Origin of the sequence: Parvimonas micra (assembly GCF_021300775.1) — a bacterium.
Lineage (GTDB): Bacteria > Bacillota > Clostridia > Tissierellales > Peptoniphilaceae > Parvimonas.
In genome coordinates, this window is record NZ_JAJTJP010000002.1 from 95,725 (window position 1) to 112,589 (window position 16,865).

Annotated in this window: 17 protein-coding genes; 10 read left to right on the plus strand and 7 right to left on the minus strand. The window is 27.9% G+C overall.

From position 1 onward, the window contains the following. Positions 1–8 precede the first annotated feature (8 nt). Positions 9–1,019 (plus strand): type 2 isopentenyl-diphosphate Delta-isomerase, encoded by a 1,011-nt coding sequence (gene fni, locus LW893_RS03680; protein WP_233055878.1) that lies wholly within the window; start codon positions 9–11, stop codon positions 1,017–1,019. A 63-nt stretch (positions 1,020–1,082) separates the two neighbouring features. Here fni and LW893_RS03685 read toward each other — a convergent pair whose 3' ends face one another. The 7 genes from LW893_RS03685 to rpmH form a co-directional block, all read right to left on the minus strand. Beyond that, positions 1,083–2,327, minus strand: coding sequence for an MFS transporter (locus LW893_RS03685; RefSeq protein WP_233055879.1), 1,245 nt, complete (start codon positions 2,325–2,327; stop codon positions 1,083–1,085). A gap of 423 nt (positions 2,328–2,750) precedes the next feature. After that, entirely contained in the window at positions 2,751–4,121 is a 1,371-nt protein-coding gene (gene mnmE, locus LW893_RS03690; protein ID WP_233055880.1) for a tRNA uridine-5-carboxymethylaminomethyl(34) synthesis GTPase MnmE, read from the minus strand. A 62-nt stretch (positions 4,122–4,183) separates the two neighbouring features. Further along, a complete protein-coding gene (gene jag / locus LW893_RS03695; RefSeq protein WP_233055881.1) occupies positions 4,184–4,882 on the minus strand; it encodes an RNA-binding cell elongation regulator Jag/EloR in 699 nt (232 codons plus the stop codon). Positions 4,883–4,898: 16 nt separating this feature from the next. After that, positions 4,899–5,597 (minus strand): YidC/Oxa1 family membrane protein insertase, encoded by a 699-nt coding sequence (locus tag LW893_RS03700; protein WP_233055882.1) that lies wholly within the window; start codon positions 5,595–5,597, stop codon positions 4,899–4,901. A gap of 9 nt (positions 5,598–5,606) precedes the next feature. Next, positions 5,607–5,807: a membrane protein insertion efficiency factor YidD gene (gene yidD / locus LW893_RS03705; RefSeq protein WP_420094856.1), complete on the minus strand. Its 201-nt coding sequence runs from the start codon at positions 5,805–5,807 to the stop codon at positions 5,607–5,609. Between the two features lie 8 nt (positions 5,808–5,815). Further along, positions 5,816–6,157, minus strand: coding sequence for a ribonuclease P protein component (rnpA, locus tag LW893_RS03710; RefSeq protein WP_233055884.1), 342 nt, complete (start codon positions 6,155–6,157; stop codon positions 5,816–5,818). Positions 6,158–6,272: 115 nt separating this feature from the next. After that, the gene (rpmH, locus tag LW893_RS03715) at positions 6,273–6,407 is read right to left on the minus strand and encodes a 50S ribosomal protein L34 (RefSeq protein WP_004832453.1); all 135 of its coding nucleotides are present in this window, start codon (positions 6,405–6,407) and stop codon (positions 6,273–6,275) included. A gap of 639 nt (positions 6,408–7,046) precedes the next feature. On the opposite strand from rpmH, the gene LW893_RS03725 reads away from it, so the two are divergent. The 9 genes from LW893_RS03725 to LW893_RS03765 all read left to right on the plus strand — a co-directional run bounded on the left by LW893_RS03725 (position 7,047) and on the right by LW893_RS03765 (position 16,865). After that, a complete protein-coding gene (locus LW893_RS03725) occupies positions 7,047–7,241 on the plus strand; it encodes a hypothetical protein (RefSeq protein WP_233055885.1) in 195 nt (64 codons plus the stop codon). Between the two features lie 474 nt (positions 7,242–7,715). Beyond that, the gene (gene dnaA / locus LW893_RS03730) at positions 7,716–9,131 is read left to right on the plus strand and encodes a chromosomal replication initiator protein DnaA (protein ID WP_233055886.1); all 1,416 of its coding nucleotides are present in this window, start codon (positions 7,716–7,718) and stop codon (positions 9,129–9,131) included. Positions 9,132–9,408: 277 nt separating this feature from the next. Beyond that, positions 9,409–10,515: a DNA polymerase III subunit beta gene (dnaN, locus tag LW893_RS03735; protein ID WP_233055887.1), complete on the plus strand. Its 1,107-nt coding sequence runs from the start codon at positions 9,409–9,411 to the stop codon at positions 10,513–10,515. 9 nt (positions 10,516–10,524) lie between these two features. Further along, entirely contained in the window at positions 10,525–10,749 is a 225-nt protein-coding gene (yaaA, locus tag LW893_RS03740; protein ID WP_233055888.1) for a S4 domain-containing protein YaaA, read from the plus strand. A 2-nt stretch (positions 10,750–10,751) separates the two neighbouring features. Further along, on the plus strand, positions 10,752–11,852 hold the full coding sequence (gene recF, locus LW893_RS03745; protein WP_233055889.1) for a DNA replication/repair protein RecF: 1,101 nt from the start codon (positions 10,752–10,754) through the stop codon (positions 11,850–11,852). Next, a complete protein-coding gene (gene gyrB / locus LW893_RS03750; protein WP_233055890.1) occupies positions 11,845–13,761 on the plus strand; it encodes a DNA topoisomerase (ATP-hydrolyzing) subunit B in 1,917 nt (638 codons plus the stop codon). The genes recF and gyrB overlap by 8 nt, the downstream gene beginning before the upstream one ends. A 9-nt stretch (positions 13,762–13,770) precedes the next feature. After that, positions 13,771–16,200, plus strand: coding sequence for a DNA gyrase subunit A (gyrA, locus tag LW893_RS03755; RefSeq protein ID WP_233055891.1), 2,430 nt, complete (start codon positions 13,771–13,773; stop codon positions 16,198–16,200). 9 nt (positions 16,201–16,209) lie between these two features. Then, entirely contained in the window at positions 16,210–16,515 is a 306-nt protein-coding gene (locus LW893_RS03760) for an STAS domain-containing protein (protein ID WP_233055892.1), read from the plus strand. Between the two features lie 2 nt (positions 16,516–16,517). Next, positions 16,518–16,865, plus strand: coding sequence for a hypothetical protein (locus LW893_RS03765; RefSeq protein ID WP_233055893.1), 348 nt, complete (start codon positions 16,518–16,520; stop codon positions 16,863–16,865).

Genomic DNA, 16,865 nt, shown 5'->3' on the forward strand with positions numbered 1-16,865 from the left:
AGGTGAATATGGAAAACGAGAGAAAAAAAGAACATTTGGAAAATTTTTTAAAGAGCAACTTTAAATCTAGCAATTTGCTTGAAAATGTATATATAGAACATTACGCATTGACTGATTTGAATTTTGATGAAATAGATACATCTGTTGATTTTTTAGGAAAAAAACTATCCTTTCCTCTTTTAATTAATGCAATAACTGGAGGAGCAGAGTCTTCCTATGATATTAATGAAGATTTAGCAAGACTTTGCAAACATTTCAATATCGCTTTTGAAAGTGGAAGCCAAAAAGTTGCGCTACAAGACGAAGAGCTTGTAGAATCTTTTACAGTAATTAATGATATTTTAGATAACAAAGATGTTATTATTTCAAATCTTTCTGCACTATCAAGTCTTGAAGATGCAAAAAGAGCTGTTGAAATGTTAAAATCTGACGCTATTTCTCTCCATCTAAATCCTGCTCAAGAAATTGTTCAGTTTGAAGGAGATAGAAATTTTTCAGGTATTTTAAAAAATATTGAAAATATTGTGAAAAACTTAGATGTTCCAGTTATAATTAAAGAAACAGGTTGTGGTATTTCAAAAAAAACTTGTGAAAAGCTGTTGAACATTGGCGTTAAATACATTGATATCAGTGGATTTGGTGGAACAAATTTTATAGAAATTGAAAATTTAAGAAGAACAGATTTAGATTTTACAAATATTTATGGTTGGGGAATTCCAACTGCAAAATGTATTATAGATTGTAGAAAAGTTTCAAATGACTTTACTCTAATCGGATCTGGTGGATTAAAAACTGGGGAAGATGTCGCAAAGGCGATTATACTTGGAAGTGATATGACTGCTATTGCAGGAGAAGTTTTAAGATTTTTAGTACATGGTGGATATAAAGTAGCTGAAGATTATTTAAAATCTTTAATCTACCAAACAAAAATGACTATGTTACTTCTTGGTGCAAAAAATATTAAAGAACTTAAAAAAGTTAAGTACAAAACTTTTGGAAAATTAAAAGATATATTATAAATTATTAAAAAATGAGAGTTAAAAACTCTCATTTTTTTATTATATTATTCTAATAGTAGCTTATTAAAATTCTTTTGTCTTTAAATCTATTTTTAAAATATATGGTAAAAATATAAATACCAATAAAACTATTCCAGAAAATATAAAAATATATGAACTTTTGAATTTATCAAATAAAATAGAATAGAACAAAATTCCAAGAGGCATTAGAAGTTGACATCCTGTTTCAATAATACTAAAAACTCTTCCTTGATATTCATTAGGAATGGCCTTTGTAAACCATACAAGCATTGGAGTATTAGCAAAATTAGCGACAAAGTCAAATCCAAAAGCAAATATAATAAATACTATAAAATATGAAGAAGTACTAAGTTTAAATAATAGGGCAATTCCTAAAAATAATAAAAATCCAGTAGTTCCACGAAGCCATTTAAAAGAAAACTCTAAAGGATATTCAATATCTTTCATAATTGACAATATTATTGAAGAAACTATCATCGCTACAGGGAATGTCGCATTTACAATACCATAAAGATAATCAGAAATCTTAATCTCATTAATTAAAACATAGGGCAGTCCAACTGAAACTGACGCCATTAAGAAATTTATAAACATTGCAAAGAAGATAATAAAAACTAAAACCTTTTTATCTTTCATATACTTAATTCCTTCAACAAAAAGATGTAAAACTTTCTTTTCTTCATTATTCTCTGTTACTTCAGTCTTAATAAGATTAAAATTAATAAAAAGTACAATTAAAATAGTTATAAACTCGATAACAGCTTCTAAAAGCACAAAATGGATTAATTCTAATTTTGTAAGTAAAAAAACTGCTAAAATTGGAGATATAATATAAACCCCTGAAGATGCAATCTGTTGAAAGGATTTTACCTTTTGAATATACTCTTCACATACAACTTTTTTTACTGAAGATGAAAAAGCATTATTTAAAAATTGATCCGCAACCTTTAAACAAATTAATAACATATAGGTATTGATTAAATTAGTTTCAGCATTGGAATTTAAACTTAGAGCATATAAAAGTAAACTCACAATACTAAAAGTCTGTGCAATTACAATTACAATTTTTTTATTATACTTATCAACAATTGCACCAACAAAAGGAACTAAAATAACAGCAACTAAAGGTCCTATAATTTGAGAAATACCGAAATTCAAAGCCGATTCTGTCTTTTTTAAAATAAGTAGTCCAATGATAAAAGACAAAATAGAACTGCCAAAGTTTCCCGTTATAGTCGTCATAATTAATTTTATCAGCTGTTTTCTCGATTCTTTTAGTATATCCATAACTTTTTCCTCATAATACTTAATTTTAATTATATTATACAGCGTATAATATAGTATTGTCAATAGTTTTTGAAAATTTTTATAGCTAAATTTGTTGGGGTATTGGTGATTTTTATTTAAGTCCTTTACAGGACTTACTATTACTTGTAAACAAGCAATAGTTGAGATCTCCAGAGCAATTGTATCTAACGATACAATTATCCCGTCAGACCTACTTTTGTTTACAAGTAAACAAAGTTAGGGCTAGATTGACTACACTACGTTTCGCTCAAGATGACGTGTTGGGGGATTTTCTTTGCTAATTGCTTATGACGTAAGAAATCTCATACTTTTGATTGCTGACAATCAAAAGTATTGTATCGTAGATACATAAATTACAGTGAACCATTCCCATTCCACAAAAAAAGACGGTTTGCACCGTCTTTATTTTCCAATACAGAAATTTGAAAAGATATTGTCCAAGATATTTTCTGAAATATTTTCTCCAATTATTTCTCCAAGCACTTCGTAGGATTTTCTCAAATCCACTTCGCAACAGTCAATAGGAACCATGTTTTTTAAATCTCCATAGAAGAATTTTAAATATTCTAATGAACTCTTTAAGCTGTTTTCATGTCTTACATTTGTGATTAAGGCTTTATCCTTAATCTCTATTTTTCCATCGAAAAACATATCTATAATTGCCTGTTCAAGTTTTGATATTCCTTCATTTTTTAGCGCTGATATTTCAATTAACTCAAAATTTATCTTTTCTTTTAATTTTTCAACATCTAATTTTTTATCCAAATCTACCTTATTTAAAATTCCAATAGATTTAGTTGTATTTGCAAGATTTATTATCTTTTCGTCTTCCTCGTCAAGCTCTCTTGAAATATCGAATAGTACCAAGTTTAAGTCGGAAGTTTCACTTGCTTCGATAGATTTTTGAACTCCAATTTTTTCAATAACATCGGCAGTTTCTCTAATTCCTGCAGTATCGTTTATATTTAATTTAATTCCTGAAAGTTCAATATCTTCCTTAATCAAATCTCTTGTAGTTCCTGCAATATCAGTTACAATCGCTCTTTCCTGTCTTAATATTCTATTTAGTAGGGAAGATTTCCCAACATTTGGCTTACCGATTATTGAAACATTAATACCGTCTTTTAAAATTTTTCCTTTATTAGACTCTCCAAGCAATTCTTCCATATCTGCCATTAATTTTTCAGTCTTTAAAATTACATTATCAAAAGGTAATTCCTCTTGCATATCTTCTGTAAAATTAATAGAATACTCAACAAAGCTCAAAATATCTAAAAGTTTTTCTCTAAATTCTTTAATCTTTTTACTCAAATGCCCTTCAAGTTGATTAATCGCACTCTTATGAGAAAATTCCGTTTTCGCCTTTATTAAGTCAATAACTCCTTCAGCTTGGGATAAATCAAGACGTCCATTTAAAAAGGCTCTTTTTGTAAATTCACCTTTTTCAGCAAGATCAGCCCCGTTTTCAAGACAAACATTTAAAACTCTTTTAAGACATACAATTCCGCCATGAGTAAAGATTTCAACAACATTCTCTCTAGTATAAGTATGAGGAGCGTACATAAAGCAAACCATAACTTCGTCAATAAGTTCATCTTTATCGTAAACATGACCATATTTCATTATTCTATTGGATTTTTCATCTATTTCTTTCTTATCATAAGGTTTAAAAAAACTCTTTACAATATCTATTGACTTTTCACCACTAAGTCTTACAATTCCAATACCTGATTCTCCAGTGGCAGTAGCAATAGCAACAATAGTATTTTCCATATTTTCTCCTTGTTGTTCCACAATAAAGCAAAAGAACGCCTAGACGTTCTTTTAATTGCATATTAAAATTTAGGTTTGATAACAACCTTTCTATGTGGCTCTTCACCTTCACTCACTGTAAATACACCTTTCATATTGTGTAAAGTTGAATGAACGATTCTTCTTTCATAAGCATTCATAGGTCTAAGTCTCATAACTTTTTTATATCTAATAGCTTTTTTAGCAAAAGTCATGGCTGTTTCTCTGATTGTTTCTTCTTTTCTCTTCTTATATCCATTTATATCTAAATAAACTCTTTTTTCTAAAGAAGTATTTCTTCTAGCAAAAATACTTAAAAGATATTGGATACTTTCTAAAGTTTCTCCAGATTTTCCGATTAAAACTTTGAAATCGTCAGATTCATTAATATACAAATTAATAGCTTCTTCATCTTCATCATAACTGATTTCGCCATTAACTCCCATATTTGAAATTAATCCTTTTAAGAATTCTTCAATCTTTTCTATATCATCACTCTTAGCACTAAGCGCTTCTTTACAACAAGAAACTTCAACGCTAGTTTGACTATCTTCTTCTTTTTCAATTTCTTTTTCATTTTTTAATGAAACTTCAACTAAAGCATCTCTTGAACCAAAGCCCAAGAAACCACTCTTAGGTTTTTCTATTACTTTAACATCAACATCTGCAATATCAGCTGAAAGCTCTCCTAAAGCAAGTTTTACAGCTTCATCAACAGTTTTTGCTGATTTAATAATACTCATTCTTTGCTCCTTTCTACTACTTACTCATTTTTTTATTTTCGTAAGCAGTTAAAGCCAATCTTAATAAAATTTCTACAACATTTGTCATTGCCCAATAAAGTGCAAGACCAGCTGAGAAGCTCTTTGCAGAAATAAATATTATGAAAGGAAATATAAATTTCATAGTTTCCATAGATTTTGCAGCAGGATTATCTTTTTGATCTCTATTACTCAAATCTAAATAGATATATTGAGTAACTGCATTTATCAAAGGAAGTCCATAGATAAGTGGGTCTGGTGCTGACAAATCCTTAATCCAAAGGAAATTTTTCATAACATTTGCATTTGCATCCCCAAAAATGTATAACAATGGCTCTCTCATTACAGCGAACATCGCTAAAACTAAAATTAAGTTAAAAATCATTGGTAAACAACCACCAAGTTGTTTAATTCCATGTTCTTTATTAAATTCCATCAGCTTAAGATTCATAGCTTGAGGATCATGTTTATATTTTTCTCTAATTTTTTGTTGCTCTTTTGCAAACTTTGCTTGAATTTTTTGATTTTTTATACTACTTAAAAATATTGGGAACATTACAACTTTAAAAATTATTGAAATTATTATAATACTAATAGCTAAATATGAAATACTTGAAGGCTCGTTTGGTAATATAGTAGCGACTCCTTCGTAAATAAATTTCAATACAGATCCCATTAAATTTCTTAAAAATGCCATTTATTCCTCCTATTTTAGTGGATCATATCCACCTTTTCCAAAAGGATTACATCTTAAAATTCTCCAAATAACTAAATAACTTGCCTTAAAAAAGTTGTATTTTTGATATGCTAAAATAGCATATTCCGAACAAGTCGGTGTAAACTTACATTTTCCATGTCCAAAAAGACCTGAAATATATCTTCTATAAAATTTAATTAATAAAATCATTAATCTTCTCAATTTAAAACCTTCTTTAAAGCAAAATTAATAAGTCTTAACAAAGACCTCTCAAGTTCAATGTAATCAATTTCTAAAGTGTTTTTTTTCGGTAAAATTACCATTTCATAACCTAATCCTAAATCACAAACATTAAGTCTTATTATCTCTTTTATTCTTCTTTTAATCAAATTACGTTTATTTGCTTTTCCAAACTTTTTAGTAATAGAAACGCCGAACTTAACTTTTTTCCTATTAGTAGGTCGAATAAAAATGGTAAAATCTTTATTCCAAAAATTCTTTCCACGTCTATAAACAGTTTGAAACTCTCTATTTTTTCTTAATCTAATTTCCTTATTCATATATCATCTTTCTATTCATCATACTTACAACAAAATATTTTTAGGTTCGTAAGTATAATCACTTCAACAAAAAAATAAAAAGCTGAATTTTAGAAAAGGCCACACTAATGTTGGCCTATGCTGATAAAACTTTTCTATTTTTAAGTCTTCTTCTCTTTAATACAGCTCTACCTGCTTTTGTACTCATTCTCTTTCTAAAACCATGAATTTTACTTCTTTTTCTTCTATTTGGTTGATAAGTTCTTTTCATAATATAGATGACACCTCCTTATTATAATCACCTTTAGGTTATTTAATAAAACACTACCATAGATTATAAGCTATTTTAAGTATAATTGTCAAGTAAAAATATAAAAAAAATGCAAATTTTTTACAACAAAACTAGCCAAATCAAAATAATTTTGTTTTTGTATTTAACTATTTACTTTTAATATAAAAGATGATATCATTAAGTTAAAGTAGTAGAAAAGAGAATTGGTAAATTTTAGTTGATATATTATTAAAGGAGACTGTTATGAATAATTCCAGAAAAATATTTAGAATACTATATTTAATTTTTATCTTTTTGACTGTAATTTATAGTTTATTTATAATGCAATAATATTCAAAATAATTTTTATATGAAAAATTCTAAAAAAATTTTAACTTCTGAAAGAATTTTTTTATGTTGCGATAGGTTGTTTGATTTTTCTTACATGAAGACTTTAAAAATGACAATGTAAGTCTACGAATATTGCAAGATATAAAAGCGATGAACTAAGCGATGTAATAAAAAATTGGATGAGAAGGAAAGATACAATTGAATTTCTTGGTTTATGGGAAAGCTTAAACAATATGAATTTCAATTCGGTCGAATTCGACCGAATTGAATCAGAAAAAGGAGGTCTATATGAAAAATTCTAAAAAAATTTCAACTTCCGAAAAAATATTTTTTTATGTTGCGATAGGTTGTTTGATTTTTCTTCCATTTAGAATTATCTTTACTAAAAATTTTGTACCATATGAAAAACTATCAATTATTGTTACTGGTGTGGCTATGATTTTATATATAGTTGAATATTTAAAAAAAAGAAAAAATAAATAGTTTTTTAATCCATTTGCATTTTACAAGTGGATTTTTTTGTGCAAAAAATTTTTAAACATACAGTATTTTTTCCACTATATTTAATATTTTTTACTTTTGTGTTTTAAGTGCAATAAATTTGAGTTTTTTTTGGTTTTTTGGTATAATTAACTGTGAAAAAATGTTTAAAATTTTGAAAATTTTATGAAAATTTTCTATAATTTATCATATTACAAAAATGTAATATGTGGATAACTAGAATAAAATTGTGGATAATTTGTTTATTATGTAGAGATAATTTTTTAATATTTTTAAAAAATTTTGAAAAATACAATTTTTTTTATAAACAGTATAACTTTTTAAATAATGTGGATAACTTTTTAATTTGTTTGAAATTTTTTTATAAATTACTTAATAAATGTTAGAATTTCAATATTTTTAAAATTTTATTCAATGTGGATAAATATGTTAATAACTTTGTATAGGGAGTAGTTTATGTTTGAAAATGATATTATTGTTGAAAGCTTATGGCTTGAAGTTTGCAATGAGTTGAAAGACAAGCTCGGAGAGAGCCGTTTTGCAACTTGGATTGAAGTTTTAAAACCAATTTGTTATGAGAATCATAAGTTAATGGTGCTTTGCCAATCAAATTATATAAAAACTTTTATAAATGGAAATTTTAAGGAATATATTGAAGATGCTATTAATAATCAGCTTTTTCCTCTAATTCAGGAGAAAACTGAGCTTTTACCTGTTGTAGCAACTGATGATGCATATTTGGAAGCGATTAAAAATGCAGGTGGTCAAACTTCTTTCTTTTCAAAATCTGGTGAAAAGTCAGTTAAGAAAGGAAAGTTAAAGAAAATTTCTTCTTCAAATGATTCTTTAGCTTTTTCTGAAAAATTTACTTTTGACAATTTTATAAAGGGTAAAAATAATGAATTTGCTATGGCAGCTGCTGAAGCTGTTTCAAAAAATCCAGCTGGTACTTACAATCCGCTTTTCATTTATGGTAATTCTGGACTTGGAAAGACACATCTTATGAAGGCAATTGGTTATGAAATACATAAGAATTTCGATTGTAAAGTTTTGTATTTGAGTAGTGAAAAGTTTACTATTGATCTTATCGACTCTATTAGAGATAAAAATCAGAATTCAGAGTCTGAGTTTAGAAAAAAATATAGAAATGTTGATGTTTTGCTTATAGATGATATTCAGTTTATCGCAGGAAAGACTGCAACACAAGAGGAGTTTTTCCATACATTTAATGAATTATACAGTAGAAATAAGCAAATTATCATTTCATCAGATAGACCACCAAAGGAAATTAAAAATCTTGAGGACAGACTTAAGAGTAGATTTAATATGGGTCTAACTGTTGATATTCAACCACCTGATTTTGAAACTAGAATGGCTATTTTACAAGATAAGGTAAAATATGAGCCGATAACTCTTTCAAATGAGGTTCTTGAATTTATTGCAATGAATATTAAGACAAACATAAGAGAGCTAGAAGGAGCTTTAATTAATGTTTTAGCTCATTATAAATTGAAACAAGATGCTCCAATGACTGTTGATTATGTTAAGGGAATTTTATCTCAAAAGCTTAATGAACTAAATAGGAGAGAGTTGGATATAGATTTAATTAAAGAAACTGTAAGTCAATATTTTAAGATTGAAGTTTCTGATTTAAGTTCAAAAAATAGAGCTAATTCAATAGCTTATCCAAGACAGATTGCAATGTATCTTTGCAGAAATATGTTGGATTGTGCATTAGGAAATATAGGTTCGGCTTTTGAAAAAGATCATACAACTATTATGCATGGTGTTAAAAAGATTGACGAAAAGATAAAGACGACAGAATCTGTAAAGCAAGATATTGAGAATATAAAGAAAATGTTAGAGGATTAATATTACAAAAAAGTAATATTATTTTTAAGGGATTTTTTAGTTATTCAACTTATACTGTTTATAAGTATGTTGATAAGTTGTTGATAACTTTTAAATGTTTTTTATGTTGTTAATATGTTTATAAGTATATGAATATTTAGTTAAATTATACAGTAGTTATACAGTTGTTAAATGTTGAAATTTAAATATTAAATTGGGTTGTTTGAGTTATTCACAGCCCCTACTACTATTACTACTAAATTATATATTTTTTTATATGTGAAAAGAGGAGAAAATTATGGAAATAAAGATAATGCAAAATGATCTTTTGAGTTTAATAAATATATCTTTAAGAGCTATAAGTTTGAAAAATAATACTTCAATTTTAGAAGGTATTTTATTTATTGCTAAAGATAATAGATTAACTTTGAAGTCAACTGATTTGGAATTAGCTATTGAAACTTCAACTGAATGTAAGGTAGAAAAAGAGGGTGAAGTTTTACTTAATGCTTCAATGATTTCAAATATAGTAAGAAAATTACCAAATGATGAAGTTCTTATTAAAGTTGATAGAGAAAAAGTGTTTATTCAAAGTGAAAATGCAAAATTTAATATTATTGCAATGGATATTTATTCATATCCAGAATTTCCAACTTTTGAAAATAAAGTGGACTTTACTGTTCAAGATAATTTACTTAAAGTTGCAACAAAACAAACTATTTTTGCAACAGCAGTTGATGATTATAGAATAGTTTTAAATGGTGTTGATGTAGAAATAGAAAATCATAATGTTGATTTTGTTGCGCTTGATGGACATAGAATTGCAAAGAGAAGTTTTAAAATTTCAGAAGATATTGAGAAAAAAGTTATTATTCCACCAAGAGCTTTAAATGAAATTTCAAAAATTGTTCCTGAGGGATCAGTTGTAGGAATTTCTCTTGTTAGTGGTAGTGCTATTTTCACTTTTGAAAATACTATCTTTTCAACTAGAGTAATTGACGGAGAGTATTTGAATTACAAGGCTCTATTTTCTTATGAATACAAGACAAAAGTTATTGTTTCAAGACGTGATTTGATAAATGCGATTGAAAGAGCAAATATTATCTACAAGGCTGAAAAAGGAGATTTAGTTACTTTTACAATAGATGATAATAGTATTTTAGTTGAAGGTTCATCTGAAATTGGAGATTTAAAAGATGTTATAGACATCAAAAAAGAGGGAGATAATCTTAAAATAGCCTTTAATTCAAAATATATTTTAGAAGGATTAAAGACAATAGAACAAGATTTTGTTGAAATTACATTTAACGGTAGAGCTGGTGCTTGTATCATTAGACCAGAAGATGAAAATATAGATTATACTTATTTAGTTTTACCAGTTTTATTACAAGATTCTCAATATTAGGAGTTAAAAATGGAAGAAATTATTATTGATACTGAATTTATAAAATTAGATTCGCTATTAAAATATGCAGCAGTTGTTCAAACTGGATCTGATGCTAAATTCTTTATATCAGAAGGTTTAGTTTTAGTTGATGGAGAAGTTGAAACAAGACGTGGTAGAAAAATTTATGATGGAATGACTGTTAAAGTATTAGCTGATGACGAAGAAGTAAATTTAATTATTAAAAAGAGGTAGAGTTGATAGTTGAAAAAATACATTTGACCAACTTTAGAAATTTAAAAGATATTTCTTTTGATTTTAAGGAGAATATAAATGTTTTTGTCGGGAAAAATGGTATTGGAAAGACAAATGTTCTCGAAGCAATTTATATTTCTCTTGTTGCGTCAAGTTTTAGACAGGTAAAACAAGAAGATTTTATAAATTTTGATGAGAGTTTTACAAAAGTTGATACTTTTGTAAATGAAAAAGGATTTGAAAATAAAATTTCCTTCTTATATACGGAAGATAAGAAAAAAGTTTTTAAAATTGACGATATCAAAATTAAAAGTGTAAATGAACTTTATGATTTTTCAAATGTTATTGGATTTTTTCCAGATGAGCTTAAAATCATAACTGAAAGTCCAAATTTTAGAAGAAATTTTTTTGACAGCTTCATTATGAAGATGACAAAGGGATATAAACAAAAATTGAATTTATACAGAAATGTTATTTTTAGAAGAAATATGCTTTTAAAAGGAATGAATTTATCTAGCTATTATAAGCAAGAGATGAATGCACTTACAAAAAAACTAGCACTTTTATGTTATGAAATCAGTATGGAGAGAAAAAAACTTATTGACCTTATAAATATGGAAATAAATTCAATTCATCAAAAATTATCAGGTGAAACTCTTAATATTGAATATGAATCAATTTTAAGTGATCATAGTAAAAGTGAAACTGAGTGTTTAAAGGAAATTTTAGAGAATTTTACAAAGACATATAGATTGGATTGTGAAAGCAAGACAACAAGTTTTGGAATTCACAAAGAGAATTTTAAATTTGTTTTAAATGGAAATGATGCGAAGAGTTTTTCTTCACAAGGACAAAAAAGAAATATTATAATTACTGTTAAAATGTGTCAAAAAAATATATTTGAAGAATATAAGGGTGTTAAACCGATAATTCTACTGGATGACCTTTTTAGTGAATTAGATGAAAATAGAAGATATGAAATTTTAGAATATTTAACGGATAATCAAGTCTTTATAACGACTACAGATAAGTCTTTTATAAATGATTTTAAGAATATAAATGTCATAGAAATGGAAAAAGTGAGAAAGGAAAGATATGAGTAAAGAAAAAATTAGAGATTATGGTGCTAAAGACATTAAGGTTTTAACAGGTCTTGAACCAGTTAGACTTAGACCTGGTATGTATATAGGTTCAACAGGAGTAAAGGGACTTCACCATTTAGTGTATGAAGTTGTTGATAACAGTATAGACGAGGCTTTGGCTGGTGTTTGTGATACAATTACAGTTAAAATTTATAAAGATAATTCTGTAAGTGTTGAAGATAATGGTAGTGGTATCCCAGTTGAGATACATCCACAAACTGGAAAATCAACTCTTGAAACAGTTTTAACTATCCTACATGCTGGTGGTAAATTTAATAACAATGCTTATCAAGTTTCAGGGGGACTTCATGGAGTTGGTGTTTCTGTAGTAAATGCACTTTCAGAGTGGCTTGTTGCAAATGTAAAGAGAGACGGAAAACTTTATGAACAAAAATTCTCAAGAGGTATTGCTACTTCAAAACTTGAAATTGTTGGAACTTCAAAAGAAAATGGAACAATAATTACTTTTAAACCTGATCATGAAATTTTTGATACAACTATCTTTGAAAAAGAAATTTTAAGAAACAGATTTAGAGAAATGGCATTCTTAAACAAGGGTGTTAAGATTGTTTTTACTGATGAGAGAGAAGACTATACAGAAACTTTCCACTATGAAGGTGGAATAAAATCTTTCGTTGAGTATATGAATAGAAATAAAAATTGTCTTCATAGTGAAGTTATTTATTTTCAAGGACAAAAAGGAGATTCACAAGTTGAAATTTCTATGCAGTATACAGACGGATATTCTGAAAATGTATTAACTTTTGCCAATAATATCCATACTCCAGAAGGAGGAAGTCATTTAGTAGGTTTTAGAACTGCTCTTACTCGTACTTTAAATGACTATGGAAGAAAATATAATTTAATTAAAGATAAGGAAGCTAATCTTCAAGGGGATGATACAAGAGAAGGTCTTACAGGTATTGTTTCAATTAAACTTCCAAATCCTCAATTTGAAGGACAAACTAAGGCAAAACTTGGAAATAGTGAAAGCCGTGGTATTGTTGAAACTTTCTTATATGATAATTTGATGACTTTCCTAGAAGAAAATCCAAAAGTTGGTAAAATTATAATTGAAAAGGCTCAAAGTAGTGCAAGAGCTAGAGAAGCTGCAAGGAAAGCAAGAGATTTAACTCGTAAAAAATCTATTCTTGATAATACAACTTTACCTGGAAAATTATCAGATTGCCAAGAAAGTGATATTGCTGTAAATGAAATTTACCTTGTCGAAGGGGATTCTGCCGGTGGTTCTGCAAAACAAGGTAGAGATAGTAAATTCCAAGCAGTTTTACCACTAAAAGGTAAAATTATGAACGTTGAAAAGGCAAGAATTGATAAGATTTTAGGTTATGAAGAAATCAAATCAATGATTACTGCTTTTGGAACAGGAATTGGAAAAGATTTCAATTTAGATAATTTAAGATATGGAAAAATAGTTATTATGACCGATGCCGATGTTGACGGTGCACATATTAGAACTTTGATTTTAACATTTTTCTATCGTTATATGAAAGAATTAATCGAACAAGGTCATGTATATATTGCACAACCACCACTTTATGGAATTATTAAAGGTGTTAAGGTTGTAAAATATTGTTGGACTGATGAAGAATTACAAGCTAGTTTAGATGAACTTGGTCGTGATTCACATAGAATTCAAAGATATAAAGGTCTTGGGGAAATGAATCCTGCACAACTTTGGGAAACAACAATGGATCCTGAAAACAGACTTTTCCTACAAGTAAATATTGATGATGAAGAACTTGTGTCAATAGATGAAACTTTCTCAACTCTTATGGGAGATAAGGTTGAACCGAGACGTGAATTTATAGAACAAAATGCGAAATATGTTGAAAATATTGACGCATAGGAGGAATAAATGGCTGATATAGAAAATAAAATAAATGTTGTCGATGTAGATATCGAAAAGGAAATGAAAAAGTCATACCTTGAATATGCCATGAGTGTTATTGTTGCAAGAGCTTTACCAGATGTTAAAGACGGTTTAAAGCCTGTTCATAGAAGAATTATTTATGCAATGCAAGGTCTAGGACTTTTACCAGACAAACCTTATAAAAAATCTTCAAGACTTGTTGGGGAAGTAATGGGTAAGTATCACCCTCATGGTGATTCTGCAATATACTATGCAACTGTAAGACTTGCTCAAGATTTCAACTTACGTTACCCTCTTGTTGACGGTCAAGGAAACTTTGGTACAATTGACGGAGACGGCGCTGCTGCTCCTCGTTATACAGAAGTTAGAATGCAAAAACTTGCTCTTGAAATGTTAAGAGATATAAATAAAGATACAGTAGATTTCGTTCCAAACTACGACGAAAACGAAAAAGAACCAGTTGTTCTTCCAAGTAAATTTCCAAATCTTTTGGTAAATGGTGCTGCTGGTATCGCTGTTGGTATGGCTACAAATATGCCACCACATAATTTAAATGAAGTAATTGATGCAACTTGCGAATATATTGATAATTTTGATATTTCAGTTGATGAACTTATGAAATTTGTTAAAGGACCTGATTTCCCAACTGGTGCAAATATTATGGGACTTGAAGGAATTAAACAAGCTTATCATACAGGACGTGGAAAAATTACTGTAAGAGCAGTTGCAAATATTGAAGAATACAATAACAAAACTAGAATTATAGTTACAGAAATTCCATATCAAGTTAATAAAACTAATTTGATTATGAAGATTGTTGAACTTATCAAAGATAAGAGAATTGAAGGTATTTCTGACCTTAGAGATGAAAGTAATATGAAGGGAATTAGAATTGTAATCGAATTGAAAAGAGATGCAAACCCTAATATTATCTTAAATAATCTTTATAAACATACACAAATGCAAACTACTTTCGGTGTAATTAACCTCGCACTTGTAAATGGTGAGCCAAAAGTTTTAACTTTAAAGGAATTAATCGGACATTATGTTGAACATCAAAGAGATGTAATTACAAGACGTTGTAAATTTGAACTTAAAAAAGCTGAAGATAGAGCTCATATCGTTGAAGGTCTATTAAAAGCAATTGATCATATTGACGAAATCATCAAGATAATTAGAGCTTCTTATTCTGATGCACAAGAAAAACTTATGGAACGTTTTGGTTTTACTAAAATTCAAGCTGAAAGCATCTTAGAAATGCGTTTAAGAAGACTTCAAGGTCTTGAAAGAGAAAAATTACAAGAAGAATATAACTCTTTGATTAAAGAAATTGCTAGACTTAAAGAAATTTTAGGAAATGAAAGATTAATCTTAAATATTATTAAAGAAGAACTTTTAGAAATTAAAGAAAAATTTGGAGATGACAGAAGAACTGAAATCAAACCTAATTTTGATGAAATCGAAATTGAAGAGTTAATCAAAGAAGAAGATGTTGTAATAACTCTTACAAAACAAGGTTACATTAAGAGAATTCCTTCAGATACTTACAAAGTACAAAATAGAGGTGGAAAAGGTGTTGTAGCTCTTACTACAAAAGAAGATGACTATGTTGACAGTCTTTTCATCACTTCAACTCATAGTGTAATTTTATTCTTTACTAATAAGGGAAGAGTATATAAATTAAAAGCTTACGAAATCCCAGAAGGAAAGAGACAAGCTAAAGGACAAAATATTATAAATCTTCTAGAATTAATGCATGGGGAAAAAGTAAATGCAGTAATTCCAGTTAAAGAAACAGAAGCTGATGAATACTTAATTATGACTACTAAGAAAGGTACAATTAAGAGAACATCTGTTGAGCTTTTCAAATCTATTAGAAAAGTTGGTATGAAGGCTATTAACTTAGTTGATGATGACGAATTAATTCAAGTTAGAGTTTCAACAGTTGAAGATTCAGCTATAATCGTTACAAGAAAAGGACTTGCAATTAAATTTGCACTTTCTGATTTAAGAGAAATCGGAAGGACTGGACAAGGTGTAAGAGGAATTAAACTTGATAAAGATGATGAAGTTGTTTCTATGAACCTTGATTCAGAAGGAAAGCATCTACTTGTATTTTCTGAATTTGGTTATGGTAAGAGAACTCTTACTTCAAGTTACAAAGTACAAAATAGAGGCGGAAAAGGTGTTAAAACTTATAAAGTAACTGATAAAACAGGGTATGTTGTTTCATCAAAAATTGTAAATCCAAGTGACGAAGTTATAGTTCTTTCACAAAGTGGCGGAATTATAAGACTTCTTGTTAAGGATATTCCTGTTAAAGGTAGAGATACACAAGGAGTTATAATTAAAGATGTAAATAAAGAAGATGACAAGATCGTTGCAGTTGCAAAATATGTAAATGATGTTGAATAAGGAGATATTATGGAATTAAAAGTTGATTTAAGACAAGAAGGAGAAAAACTATTTGTCGATTTACAAGGTGATTTAGATATAAATTCTAATCAGGCTTTTAAAGATAAAGTAAATTCCGTTAAAGGAATTAAAAATATAGTAGTAAATTGTGATAACCTATCATATATTGATTCAACAGGACTTGGAGCTTTTGTAAGTATTTACAAGAACTTAAAAGAAAATGGAGAAAAACTTGTTATTAAAGGATTAAAACCACATATTAAGAAGATTTTTCTAATAACTGATTTAGACAAAGTATTTGATATTGAGGAGTAATTATGGATAAGATATTTGTAAAAATTCCTTCAGAAAAAAAATATATTTCAACAGTTAGACTTTCAATCTCATCCATAGCTAATACAATAGCCATGGATATTGAATGTATCGAAGATTTAAAAGTTTCAATTTCTGAAGTTATGAACTTATTTGTTGATGAAAGTAGTTTTTTTGAAATCAGCATTGCTGTTATTGAAGATAAAATTGAAATTGAAGTATTACCAGATGTATCTATTTCTGAAATTCAGCAAAAAGAAGAAAATAAATTTGCTTTATTAATTTTAGAAAATTTAGTTGATAAAATAGAATTTAAGGAAAAAAGTGTACTTTTAGTTAAAAACAAAGGATAG